Consider the following 25,923-nt stretch of genomic DNA (forward strand, 5'->3'; position numbering starts at 1 on the left):
TAAGTTAACCAAATGGCTATTTTTTGTTTAGTATAGGGCTTTAAGCTTTTTTTCTGACTTTACCGTATGATGTGGTATCACAAGAAAAAGGTAGGGAAAATGAAAAAAATAGTAACAGGTTTACTGACCTTAGGTATCGTTGGTGGGTTGGCAATTAATACTGCCAGTGCAGCAGTAATGGGGGATGATTATCCAGCAACCTTGAAAAATGCTTCGCCAGATTCTATGGTGGATAGTTGGACAATGTATAATCGAGAATGTGTCTCATTTGTGGCGTGGCGGTTGCATGCACAAAATCATTTTGAATTACCAGTCGGCTTTGGTTCGGCTTGGCAGTGGGGTTCACAGGCAAAAGCGAAAGGTTATCGCGTTGATAATACACCAAGTGTTGGCAGTGTCGCATGGTTTGGTGCAGGTCATGTGTCTTGGGTCGCTGAGGTATCCGGTGATAACGTCGTGATTGAAGAATATAATTACAACTATAACCATAATTATTATCGACGGACTGTCAACAAGCGTGACGTGTCTGGTTTTATTCACTTCAAAGATTTAGTAGGTGCCAAAGCTGCTACTGCTAATACCACACCAAAGCAAACACCACAAAATAAAAACATTGCTATTGGGAGCAATGTCCGCTTTTCTGGCGTATATCAAGTGAACGTTGTCAATATCGCTAAAAACAGTGTCGCTAGTGATAAATTATCAGGTGGAAAATCAACCACATTGAATCTTATTGATGCTATACCATTAGATGAAACAAATACTAGTGGGACAAAATCAGGTAATCAAGTATTGGCAGTGGGAGAATACTTTAAAGTTAACGGTACTTATCGTGTGTTAGCAATTGATGTGGCGTCTAATGGGATAAAAGTTAAAATTGGCGCCTACGAAACTTGGTTAGATATGAATCAAGCAACACCTGTCTAAAATTTCATAACCAGTGAGGGATAATATAAAAAATTGCGAGACATTATAGTGTCTCGCATTTTTTTGATTTAATTTTCAATATATTGGGTTAAATCACGATCGCTGGTCAATGTTCTTGCCTGACCATTATAAGTGATTTTAAGCGTGCCTTTTGTGACATTCATGAGGGTATCAAAGCCAAGTTTATGTGCTTGAACATAAGATTTTTGTAACTGTTTTGGAACATTTGGTAGATTTTCGGGCCATGTATTTTGGCGACGTTTTGCTAAAATTTCCGCGCCACGTTGCAAGCCAAAAGTCATTAATGAGGCATGCGCAATGAAATCACTCAGTTGCGCGCCAATGGTTAGCTTTGGTTGCCGTACGGCAGAACGCGCAAAGGATAGCGCGGCTTTGAATTCTGATTTTTGTGAGGATGGTGCTGATTGTACAAGTTTGTCCAGACGTAGCAATAAATCATCAGCGTATTCTATTGCGATGTCCGGTAACAACTCATTTGGATGTTGTAATGACACGACATGATTGAGCGCACGTGCGCTGTTCAAGGTATGTTTTTCCCACGTTATTGGATTCACAATGGCATCCATGATGAGTAGATGTAAGAAACTGAGGGCGTTTTGAGAAATACCTTCCTGTGTGAAAGGATTAATATCAAACATTCTAAATTCCATATATTCTGCGCCATTTTTAACAAGATCAGTCATAGCTCCAGGTGCTTTCAACCGCACGGGACCATAGAATTCGCTTTTATCGTAAAAATCACCGTTAGCAATATGTTGTTGAATTTGATAGACTTGTGTTTCAAAATCAGTATAATCAATTGCAATTTCTGGACGATTAGCAAAACCAAAATCACTTGCACGCCAAGAGCGCACGGGTTGAATGGCATGACGATTATTTGGTAAGTTATCAGCAGGATTCTCACTGACTGGTGACGCACCAAACAAGTAGGTTAGTAACCAACGATACCCAGCAACTTGTTGGGCGATTTGGAAGAAGAGGTGATTTTTAGCGTCTGGGCGGGAATCAATTTGATTTTGTTGGCTATACCAAGTAATCACATCATCAGCAGGCGAAAAATTCACATGCACACCGGCCATAATATGCTGAAAACTGCCATAGCGAGCTAACAGTTTATTGCGATAGTCTTGATACCAAGGGCGGTCAAAATGTGCATTTAAAAAAGTAATGTCGGCAGTTGTCAGATGGGGTGGCATTGACAATGGCCATATGATCTCGTCATCAGCTAATTCTTCGCTGAGCATAAGCTGTAATTCATGTAAGTGTGCAAGTGCTTTGGCAGAAGACGATTTTGGTGCGGTTACGAGTTCTTCAAGGCTCTCGGAAAAGTCGGTTTGAAAGTAAGGCTGAAGGCGTCGGTCGCCAAGGTTATGTGGGTGCGGGTGCCGAGATAATGTCTTGCTACCAGTTTGAAGGCGATGCTCTTCGATCTCAATACCAAAACGACCAGTATATAAAGCATTGTTTAAGTTGTGCGCAATTGTTTTGTGATGTAAGTGTGACATGTGGTTCCCTCACAGAGTTATATTTCTTACAGTTTACCTTATTTTTAGCTGCAAAGGGCAAAATGTGTTCTGTGGAATTTTGTAATTAATCATATAAGTATGTGAATTAGTAGTTGCTTTAATATCTTATTTACTTTATTATTGTTATTAATAAATATGTTAAACGTTTCGCTAAAAAGTTCGCTCTAATTTTTTGAATTAGAACGAACTTTTGCGTAAATTATCAATGAATAGCAATGGAGACTGAATCATGTTTCATTTTTTAAATGGTTTTAACGCCATAACGTGGCCAATATTTGAAAGTGTTGTGATGTTAATCTGGTTCAGCACCTTATCTGGGCACCGTCATTTGTCGAAAATGACTGTCCTGACAGCGAGTATGAGTTTGTACATCATCAACATGATTGGTAATGGTTTTGAGTCACCATTACTGCGGGCAAGTTTGGCATCAACATTGTCTATTGCGGTGCTATTTTATATTGGTTGGCGTCAACGTGTTATCGGCAGTAAACGTGTGCTGCTACTTTATGTGATTGTCAGTTCCTTATTAAGTTATTGGGTTGTAAACCTTGAAATGACGATGACATCTTTGGTTAGTGTGCCTTTTTTTGTGCAAACTAGCCTAGATTTTTTAGCTAATATATTGGCGGTCATCTTTGCACTGGTGTTTAGGCGATTGAGATATGAATGGCTGACTGAAAAATTCTTAGAACAACATATAGGACAGTTGCAATTACTACTGATTGGTAGCCTGTTTTTAAGAATAATGAATGATTTATTAGCTTACTTATTTGCAGTGCAACAGTTTGCGGGCTCAATTTGGTGGGATTTTTTCTTATTAAGCACCACCCTAGCAATAATTATTATACCGGTGATAAATAATCAACATGAATTATTAATGGCAAAAATCGATCAGCACGATGCTGAATTAACGGCTAGTCAAAATTATACGCAACAACTTGAAATGAAATATTCAGAATTTCGATTTTTTAAACATGATTATCAAAACATATTAGCCAGTCTCGAGTATGGTATTCAGGCCGAAAATATCAGTGATATCAAAAGTACATACTATTCAGTCATTAAGAAAAGCAATGAAACATTACCAGAACCTCAAATATTAAACTTAAATCGCATAGATGACGTGAATTTAAGAAGTCTTATTTTAGTTAAACACCAAGTGGCACTTGAAAAGTCAGTTTTATTTACTGTGGAAATGAATCAATTATTTAAAGTGACAGCGATTGAAAATGATCTTGATTTTTATCGTGTTATTGGTATTTTGCTAGATAACGCAATCGAAGCAGCCGAGAAAACAGTTAAAAAAACTGTTTCGGTGTTGCTAACTGATTGTGAAGAAATAGTCATTGTTAATAGTTGTTCTAGTTTATTAGACTTAACGACACTATCTAAAACCGGCTACTCATCTAAAGTAGGCCACAGTGGATTTGGCTTGAGCTATGTTAAACAATACATTGCGCAACGTGACAATGTTGTATTAACGACGATTACGCAACCAGATTATTTTTTACAAAAGCTACTAATTGAGGCATAATGTCATGAATTACTACTTGTTAGAAGACAATTTTATACAACAACAACGTATACAACACATTGTTGAAAACTGTCGCGTGTTTGAACAGCCGGCTGATTTTTTAGTCGCTTTAAAAGAAGATTTGACAGACAAAGTGATATTATTGGACTTAGAAATTCATACAGTAGCCAATGCCGGGCTCACTGTGGCAAAAATGATTCGACAATTTGATGCGACGTCGCCAATAATTATTGTCACGACACATTCAGAAATGCTTGAGCAAGGTCTAAAATACCATATTGGCATTTTAGACTTTATTAATAAAACACAACCAGAATTATTGTTCGCAAAACGGGTACAGTCTGCTGTGAGCGAAGCCGAGCAACAAATCCGCATACAAAGTGGCGTTGAATCAGATTTTATAGCATTGCCAAATGGTAAAAAAACTGAAAATATTAATTTGAACGACATTGTTTATGCAACCTGTAGTGAATCAACGAGTCATCAGTTAACTATTTATTGCGAACAAAAGAACGTACAAATTCGTGCGACTGTTAAGTCGTTACCGAAACTACACCCAAATTTGATGCAAATTCATGCAGCATATGTTATCAACAAAGATAAAGTCATGGTATTTGATGCCAAAAAAAATACCGTCCAATTAAACAATGGTGTGACGCTACCTTGCGCCAGAAAATATATCAAACCCATGCGACGGCTATTTGAAGTGTCATGCAATGTTAATACACTAATTTTTGAAAACACCAGCAAAAACCATTATAATAAATACTAGTTTAAATATAGAATAAAGGCGTTCGATGTGATGCGCTTTGGAGAAAATAGATATGCAAGTTGCAATTATTGGCGCTGGTCCGCGTGGATTAGCCGTTGCTGAGCGCCTAATTAATTTAGCGGACGACGACACACAGCTCGACGTTCAAATTTATGACCCATATGCGATTGGTGGCCGGGTATGGGATCCGTCTATTCTTCAAAATAAGTACTTTTTAATGAACACGGTCATTGGCCAAATTACCTTGTTCACTGATGAGTCGATTGAAAATGGTGGAACGCCTTATCCCGGGCCAACAATGATGCAGTGGCTGGCACAAGATGCACAGACGTTTTTAGCCAATCACTCCGAGTTTGATGCACATTATAAACACGAAGCTACGCAGTTAACTAAATCAGGTGATTTTGCCTCACGTGGTATGATGGGCGTGTATTCAGCTTGGTTCTTCGACTGGTTAACACGACGTGTACGGCATCATCAGACACTTAATTTTACTCAGCAAGCGGTAAAAAATGTCGTGAAAATTGGGACAATATTTCAACTAGAATTAGCTGATGGGGCACAAATATTGGCGGATCATGTTGTCATGGCGCTTGGTCATTCTGATGATCAATTGACTGAAGAGGAAGCGGCATTTGAAACTTATGCGGCTAGACATCATTTGAAATATGTTGCACCGACACATCCATCTGAAGCTGATTTATCTGATTTTGATGAACATGATAGGGTGATTATGCGTGGTTTGGGATTGAGCTTTTTTGATTACGTTGCCGCATTGTCACTCGGTAAAGGCGGCATATTCAGCCGCGATAATACCGGAGAATTGGTGTATCATCCGTCAGGTCATGAACCACATGTTATAGCAGGGTCGCGCGGTGGCTTTCCACTACATGCGCGTGGTGTAAATGAAAAATTAACAGGTGAGCTATACCAGCCATTATTCTTTACATCATCGGCGCTCAATGAATTACGAGCCTTAGGGAATGGACATATCACTTATGACAGTTTTGAAAAGTTAGTTGTTAAAGAATTAACATACAAATATTGGTTAAATCGTCTGGCGTCAAAAGACAGTCAACTAACCGCTGATCAAGCTGAAGAATTAAAAAAAGCGCTAGCAACAGGGGATAATTTAAACGAAACAGCGAAACAATTTGGGTTGGACAAGTTCCCTGATTTTGATATTGTGTTAATACGTAATCCGGCGCGTGATTTACCTGATAATGTAGATTATCAAGCTTGGTTTTTACAGTATTTATCAGCGAATGTTAAAGATGCTAGATTGGGTAATAAAAGTGCACCATATGCAGGCACGTTTGATATTTTGAGAGACCTTCGCGATTTGGTGCGTGATGTCATTGCGCAAGATTATTTTTCAGCAGACGATTATGAAAAATTTATGACACATTTTAAGCCCCTAGAGATACGTGTGTCAGTTGGTCCGCCTTTAGAAAGAGTAGAACAACTGAAAGCATTAATTGAAGCTGGTATTTTTGAAATAACTGCAGCAGACATTAAGGTGACAACAGTGGCTGGGAAATTTGTGGCACATGATATCCGTGGACAGGAGTTTCAGGGTAACGCAATGATTGAGGCACGATTAGGGGCAACTGATTTAGCGATATCTAGTAATCCATTGATTGCTGCTTTACGAGATAATGGTACATTTGTGCAACCTATACGGACACGTGAGAATGGCGCAACTTATAAATTAGGTGCAGCGAACGTTGACCGCCAAACTTTTGAAGTAATTGATGCTTCAGGGAGAACTATTCCACATTTATATCTTTATGGCATCACGTTAGAAGGCTTGAAGTGGTTTGGAACAGTTATTCCAAGACCAGGTGTTAACACCGTCATTTTACGTGAAGGTGCTTGGATTGCGAAGCGTATTTTGTCACAAATCTAGTTGTTAAGTCTCACGTTAAACGATCATAAACTGCAATTTTTCTTGATTAACGCAACAATAACAAATAAATGAAGGACTATTAGGGCGATTCATGGCAAATATTCAGCTGATTGCAACTGATTTAGATGGCACGTTTTTATCGGATGATAAATCATTTGATAAGGCGTTATTTCGTGTGGTACTGGCGGCACTTAAAAATAAAAATATTCAATTGGCTATTGCGACTGGGGTACACCAAGAGCGCATTAATGTTTTGTTGGCAGATTTTTTAGATGAAAAAATGGCTTACGTGACTAATAATGGCGCGCGTGTGATGAACTCTGATGGTCGATTGATTTACGAACGTACAATTGCTATGCCAATATTACAAAATGTACAGCAACTATTAGCTGATTTTCCCGTCAAACCGAGTCGTGGGCTGGTTTATTCAACAGATGATACGGCCTATGTCCCGCGTGCGTATGCCGATATGATACGCAATTCACGACGTCGCTATTTTAAGAAAATTATTTTATTTGATGACTTAGCAGAAATTAATGAGCCCATTTTCAAGGTAACAATGAATTGGCAAGATTTTGATGAAACACAATTTTATGATGCAGCGCAACGGGTACTGGGTGATAGTGTCCATATTACCGAAACAGGTACTGGGGCAATTGATATTGTCCCGGCTGGCGTGAATAAAGCGACAGGACTAAAAGCTTTAGCTGACAATATCGGCATTAGTATGGACGGTATTGCGGCATTTGGTGATGGTGAAAATGACTTAGAAATGTTGAGAGCTGTTGGGCAACCATTTGTTATGCCAGGTGCTAGTATTGTTGGACCATTTGCGCCGGTAATGGCAAATAATAATCATGCTGGTGTTTTAAAAACAATATTAAGTATCATCTAAAAAAATCGTTGTATCCAGCCGCTTCATTATGTTGCGGGACTGGATGCTGCGATTTTTTGATCATGTTTAATAAAGGCTAATTTTTGATCGTGAATCGCATCGTTGTTATAGTCTTTGGGTCCATGGACACCATCAAGTACCCATTGCGTTTTAATATTTGGACCAACAATCATACGATAAGCGTTAGCCAGTTGCACACTTTGAAGATAAGGCACCACTGGATCTTTTTTTCCGGCAATCAACATCAGTGGTGGCATGTTTTTTGTAAAATAAGTTGCAGGGTTAGCCTCGGCAACTAAATCAGGGACACTTTCAGGTGCCTGATCATGTAACATAATGCCTTCAAATGATTGTGCAGTACCTGTTTCATCAAATTTAGGTTTGATAGCTAGTGTTTGAAATTGTGTTTTGAATTTATCCACTTGATAAGGACCATATAGCGCAATGACACTGTTTATTTTTGGAAAGTTTGCATTGGATGACAAATTAGCAGTTGCACCTAACGTTTGCTGTGCCGAAAACGTCGCTGCCGCTAAGACTGCTAATTGTGCACCACTGGATTCGCCAATTAATGTGACTTGATCCATATCAAGTTGATATTTATCTGTGTTTGCTGATAAATAATCTAAAGCGGCTCGCAGATCACTGATTTGGTTAGGAAATTGGCTATTAAACTGTGCATTAAGACAATAATCAACGCTAATAACAGCAAAATTATTTTCTAAAAATCGCAAGCTTGGATTTAATTTAAATGATGATTTTTTACCACGTAACAAGCCACCACCATATATATCTAAGATGACTGGGAAAGGCCCCTTACCTGCTGGTAAGTAAATATCTAGACGTTGTCGTGGATGAGATGCGTAAGTAATATCAAGAAATAATTTGTCTGCGAACATCGGTATAGTGGCCGGTAAAAAAGTGTCTAACTTGTCTTTGAATAACATATTAATGCCTCCAAACATCATATCATTAAATTCATTATACAAAAAATGGCGTCAGATATAAACTAGCATGGGGATAAAAGTAGCTATAAATAAAAATAATCAGCTAATAATCACAACAGAGTTGAAACCGCTTACATTTTGTTGTATACTAATATCATGAAGGATTGTTACCGTGTGAACGGGCAAAACCTGACGTTGATTTGTTGCAAGCTTTTTGCGGGCGATGCGATCATTGTCAGGTTTTTGTCTTATAACGGTTGCTAAAAATCGGGAGGTTCGGGAGGCGATGCATGTAAAAAAGATTTTTAATAATAATGTTCTGCTGGCAGATAATAATGGTCATGAAGTGGTTTTAATTGGTAAAGGATTAGGCTTTCAAAAAAAAGTTGGGCAAGTCATCGATGAATCAGCAGTTGATAAAATGTACACACCGACAGAGGATCGTTGGTTGGCGCTGTTCGATGAATTAATTAACGACATTTCACCGCAATATTTTGAAGTGGCCTCCCAAATTATAAAAGTAGCTGAAAAAAATTTAAATACAAAATTTAATGCTTACTTGTTAATCGCAATTACTGATCATATTCATTTTGCGATTCAGAGAATGACAGATAAAATCGTTATCCGTAATGAATTATTATGGGAAATACAGCATTTTTATCCAACGGAATATAGGGTAGGTAAAGAAGCGCTGCAACTGATTGATACGATGTTTGGTGTACAGTTAGCAGAAGATGAAGCTGGCTTCATTGCCTTAAAACTTGTTGAAAATCGTGCGTCATCGCAATATCTCACGGACAAGGGTATGAAAATGACGAAATTACTGGGCGATATTTTAACGATCGTGCAGTATCAATTACAGACGCATCTTGATGCAGAGTCCATGAGTTATCAACGGCTTCTAGTGCACTTACGATTTTTCGTTGAGCGCATGACCGATAGTAAAAAAGTGAACGCGACAGAAGAGACGGATGATGTGTTATATGCGCATGTTTTTAAAAAATATCCGCAAGCCTTTAACTGTACGCAAAAAATAACTCAGTTTATCAAAAGTACCTTAAATAAAGATGTTTCTTTGAATGAACAAGTTTATGTCACGATTCATATTCAAAGAATTATTAATGAAATGAGTCAACAAAGTTGACGGGATTGTAACTATTTGATTAGGCAAAACCCAAGTTCATGATAACAAGCGCTTTTAAGCGTTTGCTATCATGAACTTGGGTTTTCTTATTAAAAGGAGAAGAATATGGTAGATTATAAAGTACTAGCTGAAAATATCTTAAATGATGTGGGTGGCAAAGATAATATTAACACAGCTTGGCATTGCGCAACGCGTTTACGTTTCAAGCTGAAGGACGAAACATTAGCTGACACACAAAAAATCGAAAATTTAGATGGTGTCGTCACAGTTGTGAAGTCTGCCGGTCAATATCAAGTCGTTATTGGCAATGCTGTTGCTAAGGTATTTGATCCTTTGGCAGAAATGGCTGGTTTAGAAAATACTGACAGTCAGAGCGCTGGTTCAGCAACTGAAACGAAAGATAATGTTGTGAATAAATTCATTGGTTTTATATCCAGTGTCTTTACGCCTTTCTTGGGTGCCATGGCTGGTGCTGGTATATTAAAAGGTCTCTTAGCATTATTTGTTGCATTAGGTTTATTAACGACTAAAAGTGGCGCGTATCAAATTTGGTATGCGGCAGGTGATGGCTTCTTCTATTTCTTACCGATACTATTAGCATTTACGGCAGCAAAAAAATTAAAGGTCAATCAGTTTGTCGCTGTCGCTTTAGCGACGACATTGGTTTATCCAACTTTAGTTGCCATTACTAGTAGTTCACAAACAATTAACTTCTTTAATATACCAGTGATTCCGACAACTTACACGTCAAGTGTTATTCCAATATTGTTGGCAGTATGGGTTATGTCCGTGATTGAACCCTTATTGGATAAAATATTTCCGGAGTCTATTCGAAATATTGTCACACCATTATTCTTACTGATCATCATGGCGCCATTGACGCTTATCGTGGTCGGCCCACTTGGTGCAAGTATTGGGGCAATGCTATCTTCTGGTGTATCAGCCATTTATAATTTTGCACCTGCTTTTGCTGGCGCATTACTCGGTGCTTTCTGGGAAGTGTTTGTTATATTCGGGGTGCATTGGACGTTTGTACCAGTTATGATGAACAATATTAGTCGATTAGGATATGATCCACTTTTGCCAATATTAAGTGTCGCAGTTATTGCACAAGCTGGGGCGGCACTAGGTGTGTTCTTGAAGGCAAAAGATACTAAAATGAAATCATTAGCCGGCTCTTCAGTCGTAACAGCTTTGTTAGGCATTACGGAGCCAACAATTTACGGTGTGACTTTGAAACTTAAGCGACCATTTATTATGGCCTCAATTGCCGGTGCTATTGGCGGCGCCATTGCTGGTGGTGGTCAAGCACATGCTAGTTCGTTTACTTTACCTAGTCTTTTAGCTTTGCCAACGTATTTGGGTGGCGGCTTCATAAGTGTTATTCTAGGGCTAGTGGTTGCCTTTGTTCTTGGTACAGTACTGACATATCTTTTTGGCTTTAGCAAAGGAGGAAATGATAATACAGCGACGGTTAAACCCGTTCAAAAAAATGGTGTGCAACAAGTTATCGCACCAGTAACCGGAACGATTATTCCGTTGAAAAATGTCAAAGATGACGTATTTGCTTCTGAAGCCATGGGACAAGGTGTTGCAATTGTGCCAAATGACAACATCATTAAAGCGCCTGTTACTGGTACAGTGAGTGCGGTGTATCCTACAGGACATGCAATTGGCTTGATTTCACAATCCGGTGCTGAGGTGTTGATTCATATTGGTATTGATACAGTTGAATTAAACGGTCAATTTTTCAAAACACTGGTCCAACAAAATCAAAAAGTTTCAGTTGGTGAGCCACTCGTTGAATTTGATCGTGAAGCCATTCGTGCAGCAGGATTTGATACAACAGTGATGTTAATTATTACGAATACACCAAATTATAATGTCGTTGTGACTGAAAACACATTAGCACACGCGGATGGTTGGGTGCTCAATTTAACTAGTCGGCAAGATGACAGTCAAACAGAATATAAAGGAGAAGTACAACATGTATAAAGCAACATATCCAAAATCATTTCCCAAAGATTTTTTGTGGGGTGGTGCTACGGCAGCTAATCAAGTTGAAGGCGCTTGGGACCTTGATGGTAAAGGTATGAGCACAGCTGAAGTGGTACAAAAAGCCGATGATCGGCGACAAATGTCTATGAGTGATGTGACACAAGAAACATTGCAAGTCGCATTGGCTGATACGACAGTTGCACGCTATCCTAAACGTCGGGGCATTGATTTTTATCACCATTATAAAGAAGACATTGCACTTTTTGCTGAAATGGGCTTTAAAGTTTATCGGTTCTCTATTGCTTGGTCAAGAATTTTTCCAAAGGGTGAAGATCAAGTCCCTAATGAAGCTGGCTTAGTATTTTATGATTATGTTTTGGCAGAATTGGCTAAATATGATATCAAACCTTTAGTGACTTTGTCACATTATGAAATGCCAATTGCTCTGACGCAAAAATATAATGGTTGGGCGGGGCGTGAAACCATTGCTGCATTTAATCGGTTTACGACCACAGTATTTAATCGCTACAAAGGTCAAGTGCCCTACTGGTTAACGTTTAATGAGATCAATACGGGTACTTGGGGATTTCATGAAACGGGTGCCATTGATAAGGGATTGACTGAAAAAGAACAATTGCAAATTCGTTATCAAGCCTTACATCATCAATTTGTAGCCAGTGCTATTGCGACAAAACAATTACGTGAAATTGATCCAACTGCCAAAATCGGGTCAATGCTAGCACGTATGCAAACATATCCAGCGACTTCGAATCCAAAGGATGTCCGTGCAGCGCAATTAGAGGATGAAAAAAATTTGTTTTTCACCGATGTACAGGCACGTGGTGAGTATCCTGAATATATGAATCGATTCTTTCATGAAAATGACATTGTTATTCAAATGAAAGAAAACGACCAAGCTATTTTACTTGAAAATCCAGTTGATTTTATTAGTTTCAGTTACTATATGACTAATGTGACCGCACATGATCAAGTGGGCGGTGGTGCTGGAAACATGGTCATTGGCGGCCGCAATCCTTACTTGAAAGAATCAGACTGGGGATGGCAGATTGATCCTATTGGCTTACGTATTACTTTAAATGTCATGTGGGACCGCTACCGTAAGCCATTGTTTATTGTAGAAAATGGGTTAGGTGCTGTTGATAAACTCGAAGATGGGCAAGTACATGATCACTATCGTATTGATTATTTGCGGCAACATATTGAACAAATGAAGGAAGCCATTAAGGATGGGGTTGATCTTTTAGGATATACGATGTGGGGACCGATTGATTTGATTAGTTTTTCGACATCAGAAATGTCTAAGCGTTATGGCTTTATCTATGTCGATCAAGATGATGATGGTGAGGGCACACGCAAAAGGATTAAAAAGGATTCATTTGGATGGTATCAGCAAGTCATTAAAACAAATGGTGAGCAATTATAATTTGACATGATTAGTGCTGTAAGCGTTTGCAACGATGGGGGAAATAAGCTATAATATAAATGTAGATTCGGCGGAGCGCTAAAAATAATTAAGCTTGTTTAAGCCATCTTCAATGGCGAGCGAAGTCAGTTTCGTTCAATCCAAAGTAGTTTACTCTTAAAGTGTTAGCATGTGGCGTGTGCGTCCGAGAGCGTGTGCAATATGTGATGATACTAAAAACAATGTGTTGCGGGATTATTCTGGTAGCTATTGTGAAAGAGTAGACTATTTTTTATCATATAAAATAGTGCGTTAATAGTTGATTTGTCATATAAAAAAAGAATCCGCGTACGGATTCTTTTTTGCGTTATACATTTGTTAAATGGCCTTTTTTATCTTTAGCAATCAAATAATAAACTGTGGCAGCAATTGCCCACGCCCATACGATATGCCCAAAGAATTCTGAGAAGTGTTCTGCAAATGGTTGGTTCCAAGGCGCTGGGACCGTACCGAATGCGGGCATCAAGATAACATGCCAAACTATCCAAAGTACAATACCATAGGCTGCGCCTTGCCACAAACTAATTTTTGACCAGTATTGTGAGATAAAAACATATAGTATTGAAAATGCAATTGCAAATGAAAAATGAAGAATCAGTGTAAACCAGAATACTTTTTGATCTTGTGAATAATAAACAAATGACTCAACTAATTTCTTAGGAATGCCAATTTGCATAGCCATATGCTGTGGCGGATTGATTAAGTTACGAGCAATCGTGCGAGGTGGAAAAATATTCTCCCAGCCAATCTTGACCATACCAGAAATCATACCAGCTATGAAACCAAACCAAACACTTTTGATAATAATTTCTTTCAAACCAGCTTGTGGTTTTTGTAATGTAAACATAATTTCTCCCTTTCAAACGAAACAATGATATGTAATATATTTTCTATTACAAATAGTAAGTTTAAACGTTTGTATGTGAATTGTCAAACATATTTTTATGTTTTATAGTAAATTAATATTATTTGATTAATTAATAGAACAGCGCTTGTTATTCGGAAAATCATTTCAGTTATTTGCTATGTTATTAAAGTAATAACAGTGGTGTTTAATTTATTTATTGGTTGACAGTTTGAGAAATATAACGTATATTAAAGTTAATTAATCAGCAGGAGTTTGTTATGATACCCAAATATACGACAGTTCAACTTAATTGCTGCAGTACAACACGTTTCCGATGTTGTACTGCTTGTTAAGCGTGAACTTTTTGGGTAAAACATGACCAAAATGGGCAGGCTGCTATCAAGGCAGTTCAATTATCGCAGGCGTGGGAATTCAGTCGAATTTTCATGCCTTTTTGTTTACATTTTTCAAAAAAATAAGAGGGAAATAGCATGTTAATTAAAAATATATCCCAATTAATTGGTCAAACACCATTGATTGATTTACAACTTAATATTCCAAATCATAGCCGTATTTTTGCAAAGTTAGAGATGTTTAATCCAGGTGGTAGTATCAAAGATCGTTTAGGGCAATCCCTGATTAATGATGGCATCGCACGTCAAGTGATTAATCAAGATACTGTGATTATTGAACCAACAGCAGGCAACACAGGTATTGGACTGGCTTTAGCAGCACAGCAACATCATTTGCGTACAATTTTGGTCGTACCCGAAAAGTTTAGCTATGAAAAGCAACAATTAATGCAGGCTTTAGGGGCTGAAATTGTGAACACGCCTTCGAGCGCAGGCATTAAAGGGGCGATTGACAAGGCAAAAGCATTGGCGGCAGAAATTGATAATAGCTATGTACCCATGCAATTTGCCAATCCGGCTAACCCGAAAACTTATTACCAAACATTAGCACCAGAATTAATTGCTGATTTGGCTGGTGAAAAAATTACCGCATTTGTTGCTGGTGCGGGTAGTGGTGGTGCATTTTCCGGTGTTGCGCAATACCTTAATGAATACGATAGCACCATACAAAACATTGTCGTTGAACCAGAAGGGTCGATTTTAAATGGTGGCCCGGCACATGCCCATCGCACAGAAGGCATTGGTGTTGAATTCATACCACCATTTTTCAAGAATGTCCGCATTGATCAGACATTAACGATCAGTGATGCAGATGCTTTCCGGCAGGTGCGTGAGGCTGCAGCAAAGTTAGGGCTGTTTATTGGTAGTTCAAGTGGGGCAGCTTTAGCAGCAAGTTTGAAATTGGCTGAAACGTTACCAGAGAACAGTACCATTGTTACTATTTTCTCAGATAGCAGTGAACGCTATATGAGTGATAAAATTTATGAAAAATGAGGCAGATAAAATGAAATTTAATACACAATTAATCCATGGTGGCATTAGCTTTGATCAGACGACCGGTGACGTATCAGTACCGATTCATATGGCGTCTACATTTAAACAAAATAAAATTGGTGAATCAAAATATGAATATTCACGTTCTGGTAATCCAACACGTGAAGCAGTCGAACATTTGATTGCTGATCTTGAAAATGGTGTGGCTGGCTTTGCCTTTGCATCAGGCTCGGCAGCAATTAGTACAATTTTCACACTGTTTTCATCTGGTGATCACATTATTGTCGGTAATGACGTTTATGGTGGCACATTTCGGCTAATTGACAGTGTGCTTAAACGCCAAGGGTTGACATTTACAATCATTGATACACGTGATTTGAACGCCGTAGAAAATGCCATTCAAGATAATACCAAAGCGATTTATTTTGAAACGCCGACAAACCCGCTATTGCGCATTACTGATATACAAGCAATTTCTAAAATCGCACAGCAGCATCAATTATTAAGTATTGTTGACAATACTTTTGCTTCACCGTACATTCAAAAACCGATTGTATTGGGCGCTGATATTGTTGTTCACAGTGCTTCAAAATATTTGGGTGGACACAGTGATCTCATTGCCGGCTTAGTCGTTACCAAGACGGCAGAGTTGGGCCAAAAGATCGGCTACTTGCAAAATGCCATTGGTGCTATTTTAGCACCACAAGAAAGTTGGTTATTGCAGCGTGGTATCAAGACATTGGCACTGCGTATGCAACGTCACCAAAGTAATGCACAAATTATTTTTGACTATCTGAATGCCCATCCGCAAGTCGCTCGTGTCTATTTTCCGGGTGATCCCAATAATGCTGACTACGACCTTGCCAAAAAACAAATGAACGGGTTTGGCGCAATGATTTCATTTGAGTTACAGGCTGGTTTAAGCCCAGAAACATTTGTTGAAAATCTAAAAGTTATCACATTAGCTGAGAGTTTAGGTGCACTTGAAAGTTTGATTGAAGTGCCAGCAAAAATGACCCACGGCGCCATACCGAGAGATATTCGTTTGGCTAATGGGATTCAAGATGAATTGATTCGTTTGTCAGTTGGTGTTGAGGATATTACTGATTTGATTGCTGACCTTGATCAAAGTTTTGATCAATTAAAAGGTTAAATTGGCGGCCCTATGTTTGCAACTGCTAAGGCCATCCTCAAACAAGATCCGGCTGCTCACAGTTTAATGATGGTTATTTTAACTTATCCTGGGCTACATGCGCTAGGATATCACCGGCTGGCACATTGGCTTCATTTACACAAACAATATCTACTAGGCGCCATCATAGCGCGTTTGGCAGCCAAACGAACTGGCGTGACGATTGCGCCCGGAGCACAAATCGGGCAACGGGTTTTCATCGACCATGGCATTGGCGTCGTTATTGGCGAAACAGCGGTTATTGAAGATGACGTGACCATTTTACATGGTGTGACCATAGGTGCCCGTAACATCACTAGTGGTCGACGACATCCACATATTAAGCATCACAGTTTTATTGGAGCACATGCTCAAATATTAGGTCCGATAACGATTGCAAGCTATAGTAAAATTGGTGCCAATGCAGTCGTACTCAATGATGTGCCTGCTCATGCGACAGCTGTAGGAAATCCTGCGCGGATTGTAAAATAGGTTATATTTGAAAAAGCATCTAACGCTAGGATAAAAACGTTAGATGCCTTTTAAATTAACTAAATTTTGTGCCAATCTATAAAAATTAAACCAACACTCATTAAAATAAATAGGAGAATAACAGACATTTGGACGGGCCAAGGTGTCCAAAGGCTGAATGGTCCGGCCAATAAACTACCAATCGCTAGGCCTAAAACGGGAAACATTTCGCCCTTGCCTCGTGCTGATTGCCGTTCTTGCGCAGTGTATGATTGCGTTAACAGGGCACTTCCCGAAGCATAGCTCAAACTCCAAAAAACACCAATCAACAGTAGTGTGATCATGATAGTTGTATGATTAACATAAAATGCACTCGTCAGCACAGCAATGATGCCAATAACTGCGGCACTCATAATTTGAATCTTTAAGGCAAGGTACTTGGCAACAAAAAGTAAGATAATAACTGGTAAGTACATACCAACCATATGAAGTTGCATACCAAACATGCGTTGCGTAGCCGAGTTATGTAATATATTTTGCATAAATATCGGCGCACCTGCCATAATGAGTGACATAGAAAAACAGCTGCAGAGTAAAATCAATGCACCGTTTCTAAATGATGCCCGTTTTAAAAGTGTCGAAAAGCCAATTTTAATCTCAGTTTTGTCTGCTTGGGCGACTGAATGTTGCATGGTTGCATTAATTTGTTTTTTAGGTAAGCAGGTATTAATAAATAATGCGCCGATACCAAGAACTGACACCAATAGGTATGCACCGCTGTACAATGGGGTTAATAGTTGACTTGACCACGTGGCTAATAAAGGGCCAATAATTGCGGCAAAAACACCCGCAGTTAATACGAGGGAAATACTTCTAACTTCCTGACCGCGACGAGAGGTATCAGCAGCAACATAACGATAGTAATTTGCAATGGCTTGATAAATACCAACACAAGACGTGCCAATACAAAGTAGTAAAAACGAATGAACAGCTAGGCTATACCATGAGAATATACCGCCAATGGCGGCAATGCCACCACCAGAAATTAATAAATTTTTGAGACCTAAACGTGTTGCAAGTTTAGGGATTTGAGGGGCAACAATGACACTAAAAATAGAAATCAGCGCCATTGGTAAGGTAGCATAAAGACGATTTGAAGCAAGTGTCGTGCCAACTAAAGCAGTTATTGTCAGATCAATGCTCATGGCTGATAAATAACAGGCTTGTGAAAGCATCAATAACACAATTATTTTTTTAGAATTATTAGTATTGGTCATAAGGGATTGCCTAATTATGATTGTGCAAAGAAATCTTGCTGTGTTGGTTGTGACTTGTATCAAGCATATTTATTCTCCTTTTGACATGTGCTTGATAAAAAGTATACTACTTAAAAATATAAAAACAAATTTTTGATTAACGGTAAACAAGAAATCAACATATAAATTATGATAAAAAAAGTCAAACATATGGCGCTTAAATATTTTTATTTAACCTGTATTTAATGTTACCTCGGTATGATAGCTATATTGATAGGACAACTTAACTTATCAATATAACGAAACCTCGACAGATAATACACATTTTTCATTTCATTCTCTCCCAATCTCTCTTCTCATTCTTAAAAATATTTTCTCCCCTCCGTATTATCTCGTTGATATGGGGTTTCGTTTTGTAAATAACAAAAAAATGCTGACCAGTTATAATTGGTCGGCATTTTTTTGTTATATGAACTATTTTAGTACAGGAGATAGTTGATTGCGCAATCGTTCACCTAAGACTGGATAAACAATTAAGACAACCATCATGGTTGTCACGCAATTAACAATTGTCGGTATAAGTGCCGACAAAGTCGCAAGGATTGCCGGTTGTAGCGTCAACCCTCTGACTAAGCTCATGATAAAATTGTGACATGTCGTTGTGATGAATTTGGCTGTAATAGCTGCTAATATAATCAGAACTAATTTAAATGGTTGTGGTTTAACGCGATAGTTTAGGAGATGAATAACAAGTGATGCCAAGCCACCAACAACAAAAACTTCAAAAAAGTAATAGGGTGCGTCCAAAACATAATTATGCGTCACATCAAAAAGTGCCAAACCCATACCACCGGCCAATGCACCACGCTTGTAGCCTAATAAAAGAACAGAAAGTAGCGCAGCTGCGTTACCAAGATGCACAAATGGTTTACCGACCAGAGCAGGCATAGGGACTTGTATACTTGTTGCTACGAAAGTGATGGCAGCAAAAAAAGAGACAAGGACAATTGTATTTGTAGTGTGTTGGGTTCGCATATTTTTCCAATCTCAGAAATAATAGTAAGGCAACTAATGGTCATCTTACCATATATTATAACGCACGCTAGTTCTTTTTGATGACCTGAATTTGACTGAGAAAATTATAAGATTTCGAAGCTATCAGAAGGTTTCTTGACAAGAACACGTGTACCGCGTAACATAGTACACGTGATACACTCAGTAGCATCGAAAAGTGTGTCTTGGGGAATAATGAAACACAGTTAATAATAACATCGGTCAGTTGACGAACTTAACAGATGTTAAAAAATAAAAAGGAAGTACATGAATGGCACAAATTCAGCGGAATCAGCCATTATATGAACAACTCATGTGGCGTATCAAAGCGCAAGTTGCTTCAGGCGTGCTGATAATTGGGGAAAAATTACCATCGGTAAGAGAAATGGCTTTAATTGAGGGATTAAATCCAAATACCGTGGCCAAAGCTTATCGTGCTTTGGAAAACCAAAATGTTATCGAAACGGTAACTGGGAGAGGGACATTTATTCGTGCAAATGATGGGTTTGCCGCAGATGAACAACTCATTGCAAGCCTACAACAACAACTTGGGGAAGTTGTGATTGAAGCAAAACGCGCATCAATTTCGGTGCAAGAGTTACACCGATGGCTTGATAGTTGTTATAGCGGGAAACCACATTCGCCAAGGAGGATGCATGACATTAGTCATTGAGAACATTTCTAAAAAAATTCAAGATAAACAAGTGTTAGAAAATGTTAGTTTTGAGCTACATCAAGGAGAGATTGTTGGATTGGTCGGTCGAAATGGTGCCGGTAAAACAACGTTATTTGGTACAATTGCCGGAGAGCTGTTGCCTGATTTTGGTCATATTGGTTTAGATGATCTAGATTATAATAAGACAACACGTATGCATGATCAATTGTTTTATGTCGATATGCCAGAAAATTGGTTGCGCTACTATTCACCTAAAAAAATAAAGGCTATTTTGAAAGTGTCATATAAGAACTTTGATGAAGCTTGGTATGATGCTGAAATTAAACGGTTTGGTTTGAACAACAGTAAGCGTATTCGAACATACTCAAAAGGCATGTGTGCCTTGTTTGCTATTATTGTCAGCTTTGCAAGTCGTGCGCAATATGTGTTACTTGACGAGCCGCTTGATGGGTTAGATGTTTTGATTCGTGATCAAGTGAAACAGTTAATTGTCAACCAAGTAACACAACATAACACGACTATTTTAATTGCTTCACATAATTTAATCGAGTTAGATACGTTAGTTGATCGCATTTTATTATTAAAAAATCAAACTATTGATCGTACTTTTGCTATTGAAGATAATAAAAACATCAAAAAATATCAATTGGCTTTCACTGGTGAGGAACTACCGCGATTTTTACGTGATAGTGGCACAATTATTGCGCAAACCGGTCATATTGTGACAATTGTATTTAACGATTTTTCGGAAGATCTCGGTATTAAATTGGCTGGACCAGAATTTAAGTTTGTGGAAGAACTTCAGATTAGTAGTGAAGCTGTTTTCCGGGCGAGTTTTGCTGAAGAAGCCTTTTTGTGGCAACAAGAATTAGAGGTGGACGCGTGAGACAAGCATTTAAGTTATATACAACGATTAGAAAAAATCAATTTATGATGGCTGCAGTCATTGGCATGATTTTAATTATTTTATCAGTGGGGTCGGTTATGTTGATTCCAGGTATGCCTAATCAAGATATTGAAAATGCATTGGGACCAGAATTGATCGTTATATGGTTAATCATTGCTGTAATCGTGTTTTTAAATGATCAATCACGTCGATTAGATACCTGGCTATACACACAGAATATTTCACGTGGGCAATTATTTTTAACACGTGTGATTTTATTAATTGTGTTGCCAATTACGGTGGCGAATGTCGTTGATTTAGGTCTAACTGCTGCCTTGCAACCACATGTCTTAATAGAAGCGCTAAATATTGACATCACAGTATCTGCTAATGTTTTTTTTATGTCTAGTTTATTTGTGATTATTGCTACAATTATTGGTCCGAACTGGTTGAAAGCAGCGGGGACAATTTTCACGCTGGGGCTGATTTTTCTTGCAGGACCTACGATTGCGTCATTTTTTAAAAGTATCAGTAGTGTAACATCTCATTTTGAAGGATTCGTTCAGCCAATCATTACGGTGTTAGCTGCATTGTTGCTGTTTACGATAGGACATTACTTAGCTCAAAATATTAGTGATGATACTGTTGATGAGGCAGTACGCGTTCATTATCTTAAGTGGCCGATTGTTATTTTTGTGTTTATTGCAGCGTTAATGAGAACAATGTCTAGCCCAGGTCGCGGTAGTGTTGATGGTTTCTTACTAGGACTTGTCTTACCTATTATTTTGACAGTTGTGACATTTATCCTAGTATTTAAACCAACCTTTAAAGTGACGTGGGATAAATGATTTGTTTAGCAAGCCACAACGCAATATGTATTGTGGCAATGGCATTTATATGGGGGAATAGAAATGGCTTTATTAGAAGTAAAAAGTATTGATAAAAGTTTTGGTAAGAAAAAAGCAATGACAAATGTTAGTTTCAGTGTTGAAGCAGGGCATATTGTCGGACTTATTGGCCCGAACGGTGCTGGAAAATCAACAACCATGCGTGCAATTACTGGTTTGATGAGTTATTCGAACGGCACAATTGTATTTGATGGTAAGCCGATTACTTTTAGTAATCATCAAGCCCTTGATAAAGTTGGTAATCTGATTGAATATCCGTCAATTTATCCAAATTTGACGGCATTAGAACATCTGAATTTATATGCAATGGATACACAAACGCCAGCTGATTTCAAAGATTTGATGCACAAAACACAAATTGATGGTGATAATTTTGGGAAGCGCAAAGCTAAGCATTTTTCATTAGGCATGAAACAACGTTTGGGTATTGCTATTGCTTTAATTCGTAATCCCAAGTTAGTTATTTTGGATGAACCAATGAATGGTTTAGATCCACAGTCGGTCCATGATTTACGCGAATTGATTCGCGATTTAGCCAATCAAGGTGTGGCATTCTTGATTTCAAGTCACTTATTAGATGAATTACAAAAGTTAGTTGATGATGTGGTTATTATTAACCATGGTAAAATCATTGAAACAGCAACAATGACAGAATTTTTCAGCCATGATAAGGTACGTTGGGTAATGGATACGTCAGATAACGAGGCAACAGTTCAGTTAGCGCAAGCAAACAAATGGACAGTGACAGTTGATGATGGTCACGTGCAAATTTCTGGGGCAGATAACTTGCAAAATGTTATTACAGCAATGAACCATGCTGATATCCAAATTCAAACATTGAATACAGTAACTGGTAATTTGGAAAAGTCATTACTTGATATGTTAGCCACTGATGATAAGGGGGAATGATAGATGTTAACTTTAATGAAGCAAGAGTATTATAAAACTTTCAAGCAAAATCGTTTGTACATTTGGTTAGGTTTAAGCGTGATTTTCCCATTAGCGATTATGGGTATATTTAAATCTCAACGTGGGGCTGGTGCGATTACTGATCTCGGGCATGCAACATTCTACGTTTATCTGGTTGGTATTATTATTACCGCACTCAGCGTATCTCAAGAATTTGGTTTTGGGACAATTCGTCCCTTGTTATCACGTCGATTTAGTCGTGGTATGATATTTACCAGTAAGTTATTGTTAAATCTGAGTATCTATATTGCACTGTTTATTGGCGCATTTATTGGCACGATGATAGGACAATTGATATTTGCACCTGAGTTCGATTTCTCAGAGCGCGTCAGTTATGCAGGTAACGGTTGGCAGACTATGGGGATCACAGTTGTGGGCACATTGTTCCAAATGATATTTGTAGCTGCACTCGTATTGTTAATTACAAACCTCGTAAAAAGTTCGGGCGCTGCCATTGGTCTGGGTGTTGTGATGATTGTTGGTACACCAATTTTGAGTAGTATTTCAATGCTACTGATTAATATGGCGCCGATATTAAAGTGGAATCCATTTAACATATTTATTGGTATGGCTTCGTACGGACAAGCAAGTCCTAGTGTGATCAAAAGTATGGTGCATATGTCACAAGGCACAGTGGTGATTGCATATCTTGTTTATATTTTCATCATGTATGCGATTGCTTATCTAATTTTCAAGAAACGGTCAGTTTAACTGCATAAAAAAAGTGATTGTTTCACGTGAAACAATCACTTTTTTTATGCTTAGAATGCTACTTGATCAGCGTTAATATGCAATTCACCAATGGCTTGTAACTTATCCAGAGATGTCATGTCGTCAATTGTTAAGGCAAAATCAAACACGTCAGCATTTGCTTGAATATATGCTTCATGGGTCGATTTTGGCAAAGGCAAAAATCCTTTATCTAGTGACCAACGAATTAAAATTTGGGGAATAGATTTGTTATATTTTTTAGCCAGAGCGTTTACTTGGGGTAGGTCGATTAATTTACCAGTACCTAACGGTGAGTAAGCCTCATTTAAAATATTGTGTGCTTGATTGTAAGCAACAAGTGCTATCTGTTGATCAGAAGGATTAAGATAATTTTGGTTCACCATAGGCGCTATATGTTGTGTTTTAGCTAATTCTTCTAAGTGATGAATTTGAAAATTAGAAACACCAATAGCCTTAACTTTACCAGCAGTGTAGACATCTTCGAAAGCACGCCAAGTTTCGGCATTTGCAGACTGCCAAGCGTCTTCACTTGTAGCTTGAACGCTTGCTGGATTAGGCCAATGAATTAAATATAAATCCAGGTAATCAAGGCCTAATTTATTAAGTGATACATCAAGTGCTTTGCTCGCCATTTCGTAGGTGTGTGCATCATTCCAAAGTTTAGATGTCACAAACAATGATTCTCGTGGCAGGCCTGAATCTTTGATTGCCCGACCAACTGATGCTTCGTTACCATAAACGGCAGCTGTATCAATGTGTCGATAACCAGCATCAAGCGCCCATTTGACTGCTTGATAAGCAACATCGCCATCGGCGGATTGCCATGTTCCAAAACCAAGAACTGGTATTTTAGTACCGTTTGCCAGTGTGTAAGTGTCTGTAAGAGACATGAATATTACCTCCATCATAATAAATTACTAATCTTGAAGCGTATCAGAAAGGTCTGATACGCTTCAAGATTAGTATAGCATATTTAAAACGCATGTTGGTGTGGTGGGATTATTGCTTAATTTTTTGTATTTGTTTTAACTCTGATATTTTCCAGCTAACATAATGTTCATGACGTGGAATTGTTTCGGTAACATTAATAACAGGCACGTTATTGGCTTTTGCCAGATCAACAATAGTTGAAACGGTTGTGCTCGTTGTTTGCTTATTATTGACCAAAAATGCGATTTGATGGTTTGTAATAGCTGAACGCAGGCGTGTTAGTGTCGCAGGTGAAGGATCATTTCCTTCTTCAATGGCTTCAGAAAAATCATTATCCATTACTTTGTAACCTAAAGCTGTTAGCATATATTCAAACACAGGTTCAGTTTGGGCAACCGATTGGTTTTTAGCCTGTTGTTTGAGTTGACTGACAAGATCTGTCACGGGTTTCAAACTAGCAATATATTTTTTAGCATTAGCTTGGTACGCTGTTTTATGTGTAGGATCTTGCTTTGATAAATCATCAGCTAAATATTGTGCGGTTTTTGTCATTGTTTCCGGATTATTCCAAAGATGAGGGTTAATGCCAGATTTTTCCTTTAAAACATTTTCACCAATGCGAATGAGTTGTGTGTTTTTAGATGTCTGAGCCAATTTATTAAGCCAAGAATCATATCCTAAACCATTGGCCAGTGCGATGTCAGCACCACTGACTTTTTTGGCAACTGCAGTGGTTGGTTCATAATCTTCAGGTGACACATTAGGATCGTTAATAATTGCTGTGGCAGTGCCATGACTACCAACAACTGTTTGAGCAAGTTCAGCATAGAAATCAGTCGATGCAACAATGTTTATTTTGGTTGTGTTTTGTTTTGGTGAATGGCCCTTAAACGCGGCAAAACCTACGACTGCAATGATGATAATGGCCAGAATGGCAATTAATTTTTTCATGATTAGTTATCCTTTAAATGATTAATTTGTTTAAGAAATTTGATAATTGTTGCCTTTTGCTCGGGTGTGAAATCTGAAACGGTCGTACAAATATCATGATGTAATTTTTGATGCGATTGTTCATGTTGCAAAGCAAGTTTGACACCGTCAGGTGTTAAGGTGTACTTAACACTACGTTTATCGGCTTCATCTTTTGTCGATGTTACGTAGCCATGCGTGGTCAAGTTTTTAATCGCTTTTGTAATGGCTGGCTTGGTGAGTTTCATTGTGTCAGCGAGCATGGTATTGGTTGCGTTTTGCGATTGTAATAGCATGAGTAAATGTGCCTGTGTGGCATTGATTTGTTGTGCTGTGGTTGTGCGAATAAACTCAGAATTTGCCGCGTACGCTTGGACAAATGTGTTGAGTTCTTGAATAATGTTGTCGGATTCTGACATGATTGGCCTCGATAGTTTACTAGTTAATTAACCAGTAAACTATAACAAGAATAGCCCGCTTTTGTCAAGGGGAA

Annotated in this window: 24 protein-coding genes; 16 read left to right on the forward strand and 8 right to left on the reverse strand. The window is 38.3% G+C overall.

The genetic code is table 11. From position 1 onward, the window contains the following. Window positions 1–99: 99 nt before the first annotated feature. A complete protein-coding gene (locus AB3K24_RS00650; protein WP_367973211.1) occupies window positions 100–927 on the forward strand; it encodes a CHAP domain-containing protein in 828 nt (275 codons plus the stop codon). A gap of 68 nt (window positions 928–995) precedes the next feature. On the opposite strand, the gene AB3K24_RS00655 is transcribed toward AB3K24_RS00650, so the two are convergent. Beyond that, entirely contained in the window at window positions 996–2,453 is a 1,458-nt protein-coding gene (locus AB3K24_RS00655; RefSeq protein ID WP_367973213.1) for a glutamate--cysteine ligase, read from the reverse strand. A gap of 250 nt (window positions 2,454–2,703) precedes the next feature. Between AB3K24_RS00655 and AB3K24_RS00660 the strand changes: the two genes are divergently transcribed. From AB3K24_RS00660 to AB3K24_RS00675, 4 genes are all read left to right on the forward strand, one after another. After that, entirely contained in the window at window positions 2,704–4,008 is a 1,305-nt protein-coding gene (locus AB3K24_RS00660; RefSeq protein ID WP_367973215.1) for a GHKL domain-containing protein, read from the forward strand. A gap of 4 nt (window positions 4,009–4,012) precedes the next feature. Next, on the forward strand, window positions 4,013–4,780 hold the full coding sequence (locus AB3K24_RS00665) for a LytR/AlgR family response regulator transcription factor (protein WP_367973217.1): 768 nt from the start codon (window positions 4,013–4,015) through the stop codon (window positions 4,778–4,780). Between the two features lie 52 nt (window positions 4,781–4,832). Beyond that, window positions 4,833–6,689: an FAD/NAD(P)-binding protein gene (locus AB3K24_RS00670; RefSeq protein WP_367973219.1), complete on the forward strand. Its 1,857-nt coding sequence runs from the start codon at window positions 4,833–4,835 to the stop codon at window positions 6,687–6,689. A 91-nt stretch (window positions 6,690–6,780) separates the two neighbouring features. Beyond that, window positions 6,781–7,584 (forward strand): HAD-IIB family hydrolase, encoded by an 804-nt coding sequence (locus tag AB3K24_RS00675; RefSeq protein ID WP_367973221.1) that lies wholly within the window; start codon window positions 6,781–6,783, stop codon window positions 7,582–7,584. A 26-nt stretch (window positions 7,585–7,610) separates the two neighbouring features. Here AB3K24_RS00675 and AB3K24_RS00680 read toward each other — a convergent pair whose 3' ends face one another. Beyond that, window positions 7,611–8,531: an alpha/beta hydrolase fold domain-containing protein gene (locus AB3K24_RS00680; RefSeq protein WP_367973223.1), complete on the reverse strand. Its 921-nt coding sequence runs from the start codon at window positions 8,529–8,531 to the stop codon at window positions 7,611–7,613. Between the two features lie 286 nt (window positions 8,532–8,817). Between AB3K24_RS00680 and licT the strand changes: the two genes are divergently transcribed. The 3 genes from licT (at window position 8,818) to AB3K24_RS00695 (ending at window position 13,117) form a co-directional block, all read left to right on the forward strand. Beyond that, window positions 8,818–9,675 (forward strand): BglG family transcription antiterminator LicT, encoded by an 858-nt coding sequence (gene licT, locus AB3K24_RS00685; RefSeq protein ID WP_367973225.1) that lies wholly within the window; start codon window positions 8,818–8,820, stop codon window positions 9,673–9,675. A gap of 105 nt (window positions 9,676–9,780) precedes the next feature. Then, entirely contained in the window at window positions 9,781–11,670 is a 1,890-nt protein-coding gene (locus AB3K24_RS00690; protein WP_367973227.1) for a beta-glucoside-specific PTS transporter subunit IIABC, read from the forward strand. Beyond that, the gene (locus AB3K24_RS00695) at window positions 11,663–13,117 is read left to right on the forward strand and encodes a glycoside hydrolase family 1 protein (RefSeq protein ID WP_367973229.1); all 1,455 of its coding nucleotides are present in this window, start codon (window positions 11,663–11,665) and stop codon (window positions 13,115–13,117) included. The genes AB3K24_RS00690 and AB3K24_RS00695 overlap by 8 nt, the downstream gene beginning before the upstream one ends. A gap of 346 nt (window positions 13,118–13,463) precedes the next feature. Here the strand turns inward: AB3K24_RS00695 and AB3K24_RS00700 are convergent, their stop codons facing one another. Next, the gene (locus tag AB3K24_RS00700) at window positions 13,464–14,003 is read right to left on the reverse strand and encodes a YagU family protein (RefSeq protein ID WP_367973231.1); all 540 of its coding nucleotides are present in this window, start codon (window positions 14,001–14,003) and stop codon (window positions 13,464–13,466) included. 491 nt (window positions 14,004–14,494) lie between these two features. Between AB3K24_RS00700 and AB3K24_RS00705 the strand changes: the two genes are divergently transcribed. From AB3K24_RS00705 to epsC, 3 genes are read left to right on the forward strand one after another with little or no spacing between them, the layout of a single operon-like run. Next, window positions 14,495–15,409 carry a PLP-dependent cysteine synthase family protein gene (locus AB3K24_RS00705; RefSeq protein ID WP_367973233.1) on the forward strand — a complete coding sequence of 305 codons (915 nt, stop codon included), beginning with the start codon at window positions 14,495–14,497 and terminating at the stop codon, window positions 15,407–15,409. A 10-nt stretch (window positions 15,410–15,419) separates the two neighbouring features. Next, the gene (locus AB3K24_RS00710; protein WP_367973235.1) at window positions 15,420–16,562 is read left to right on the forward strand and encodes a trans-sulfuration enzyme family protein; all 1,143 of its coding nucleotides are present in this window, start codon (window positions 15,420–15,422) and stop codon (window positions 16,560–16,562) included. 12 nt (window positions 16,563–16,574) lie between these two features. Then, the gene (epsC, locus tag AB3K24_RS00715; protein ID WP_367973237.1) at window positions 16,575–17,072 is read left to right on the forward strand and encodes a serine O-acetyltransferase EpsC; all 498 of its coding nucleotides are present in this window, start codon (window positions 16,575–16,577) and stop codon (window positions 17,070–17,072) included. A gap of 59 nt (window positions 17,073–17,131) precedes the next feature. Here epsC and AB3K24_RS00720 read toward each other — a convergent pair whose 3' ends face one another. Together AB3K24_RS00720 and AB3K24_RS00725 are read right to left on the reverse strand one after the other, a co-directional pair. After that, window positions 17,132–18,328 carry an MFS transporter gene (locus AB3K24_RS00720; RefSeq protein ID WP_367973239.1) on the reverse strand — a complete coding sequence of 399 codons (1,197 nt, stop codon included), beginning with the start codon at window positions 18,326–18,328 and terminating at the stop codon, window positions 17,132–17,134. Window positions 18,329–18,781: 453 nt separating this feature from the next. Further along, window positions 18,782–19,342, reverse strand: a complete 561-nt coding sequence (locus AB3K24_RS00725; RefSeq protein ID WP_367973241.1) for an ECF transporter S component — start codon at window positions 19,340–19,342, stop codon at window positions 18,782–18,784. 289 nt (window positions 19,343–19,631) lie between these two features. On the opposite strand from AB3K24_RS00725, the gene AB3K24_RS00730 reads away from it, so the two are divergent. The 5 genes from AB3K24_RS00730 to AB3K24_RS00750 all read left to right on the forward strand — a co-directional run bounded on the left by AB3K24_RS00730 (window position 19,632) and on the right by AB3K24_RS00750 (window position 23,510). Further along, window positions 19,632–20,033: a GntR family transcriptional regulator gene (locus tag AB3K24_RS00730; RefSeq protein WP_367973243.1), complete on the forward strand. Its 402-nt coding sequence runs from the start codon at window positions 19,632–19,634 to the stop codon at window positions 20,031–20,033. After that, complete coding sequence (locus AB3K24_RS00735) at window positions 20,017–20,922, forward strand: ATP-binding cassette domain-containing protein (RefSeq protein WP_367973245.1); 906 nt, start codon at window positions 20,017–20,019, stop codon at window positions 20,920–20,922. The genes AB3K24_RS00730 and AB3K24_RS00735 overlap by 17 nt, the downstream gene beginning before the upstream one ends. Continuing rightward, on the forward strand, window positions 20,919–21,770 hold the full coding sequence (locus AB3K24_RS00740) for a permease (protein ID WP_367973247.1): 852 nt from the start codon (window positions 20,919–20,921) through the stop codon (window positions 21,768–21,770). Before AB3K24_RS00735 ends, AB3K24_RS00740 begins: the two co-directional genes overlap by 4 nt. Window positions 21,771–21,833: 63 nt before the next feature. After that, window positions 21,834–22,739, forward strand: coding sequence for an ABC transporter ATP-binding protein (locus tag AB3K24_RS00745; RefSeq protein ID WP_367973249.1), 906 nt, complete (start codon window positions 21,834–21,836; stop codon window positions 22,737–22,739). Between the two features lie 3 nt (window positions 22,740–22,742). After that, on the forward strand, window positions 22,743–23,510 hold the full coding sequence (locus tag AB3K24_RS00750) for an ABC transporter permease (RefSeq protein ID WP_367973251.1): 768 nt from the start codon (window positions 22,743–22,745) through the stop codon (window positions 23,508–23,510). Window positions 23,511–23,560: 50 nt separating this feature from the next. Here the strand turns inward: AB3K24_RS00750 and AB3K24_RS00755 are convergent, their stop codons facing one another. The 3 genes from AB3K24_RS00755 to AB3K24_RS00765 all read right to left on the reverse strand — a co-directional run bounded on the left by AB3K24_RS00755 (window position 23,561) and on the right by AB3K24_RS00765 (window position 25,849). Further along, window positions 23,561–24,421 (reverse strand): aldo/keto reductase, encoded by an 861-nt coding sequence (locus AB3K24_RS00755; RefSeq protein ID WP_367973253.1) that lies wholly within the window; start codon window positions 24,419–24,421, stop codon window positions 23,561–23,563. 109 nt (window positions 24,422–24,530) lie between these two features. Beyond that, a complete protein-coding gene (locus AB3K24_RS00760; protein WP_367973255.1) occupies window positions 24,531–25,412 on the reverse strand; it encodes a metal ABC transporter solute-binding protein, Zn/Mn family in 882 nt (293 codons plus the stop codon). Between the two features lie 2 nt (window positions 25,413–25,414). Then, window positions 25,415–25,849, reverse strand: a complete 435-nt coding sequence (locus AB3K24_RS00765) for a MarR family winged helix-turn-helix transcriptional regulator (RefSeq protein ID WP_367973257.1) — start codon at window positions 25,847–25,849, stop codon at window positions 25,415–25,417. Window positions 25,850–25,923: the final 74 nt, after the last annotated feature.

The organism is Leuconostoc aquikimchii (assembly GCF_040838325.1).
Taxonomy (GTDB): Bacteria; Bacillota; Bacilli; order Lactobacillales; family Lactobacillaceae; genus Leuconostoc; species Leuconostoc aquikimchii.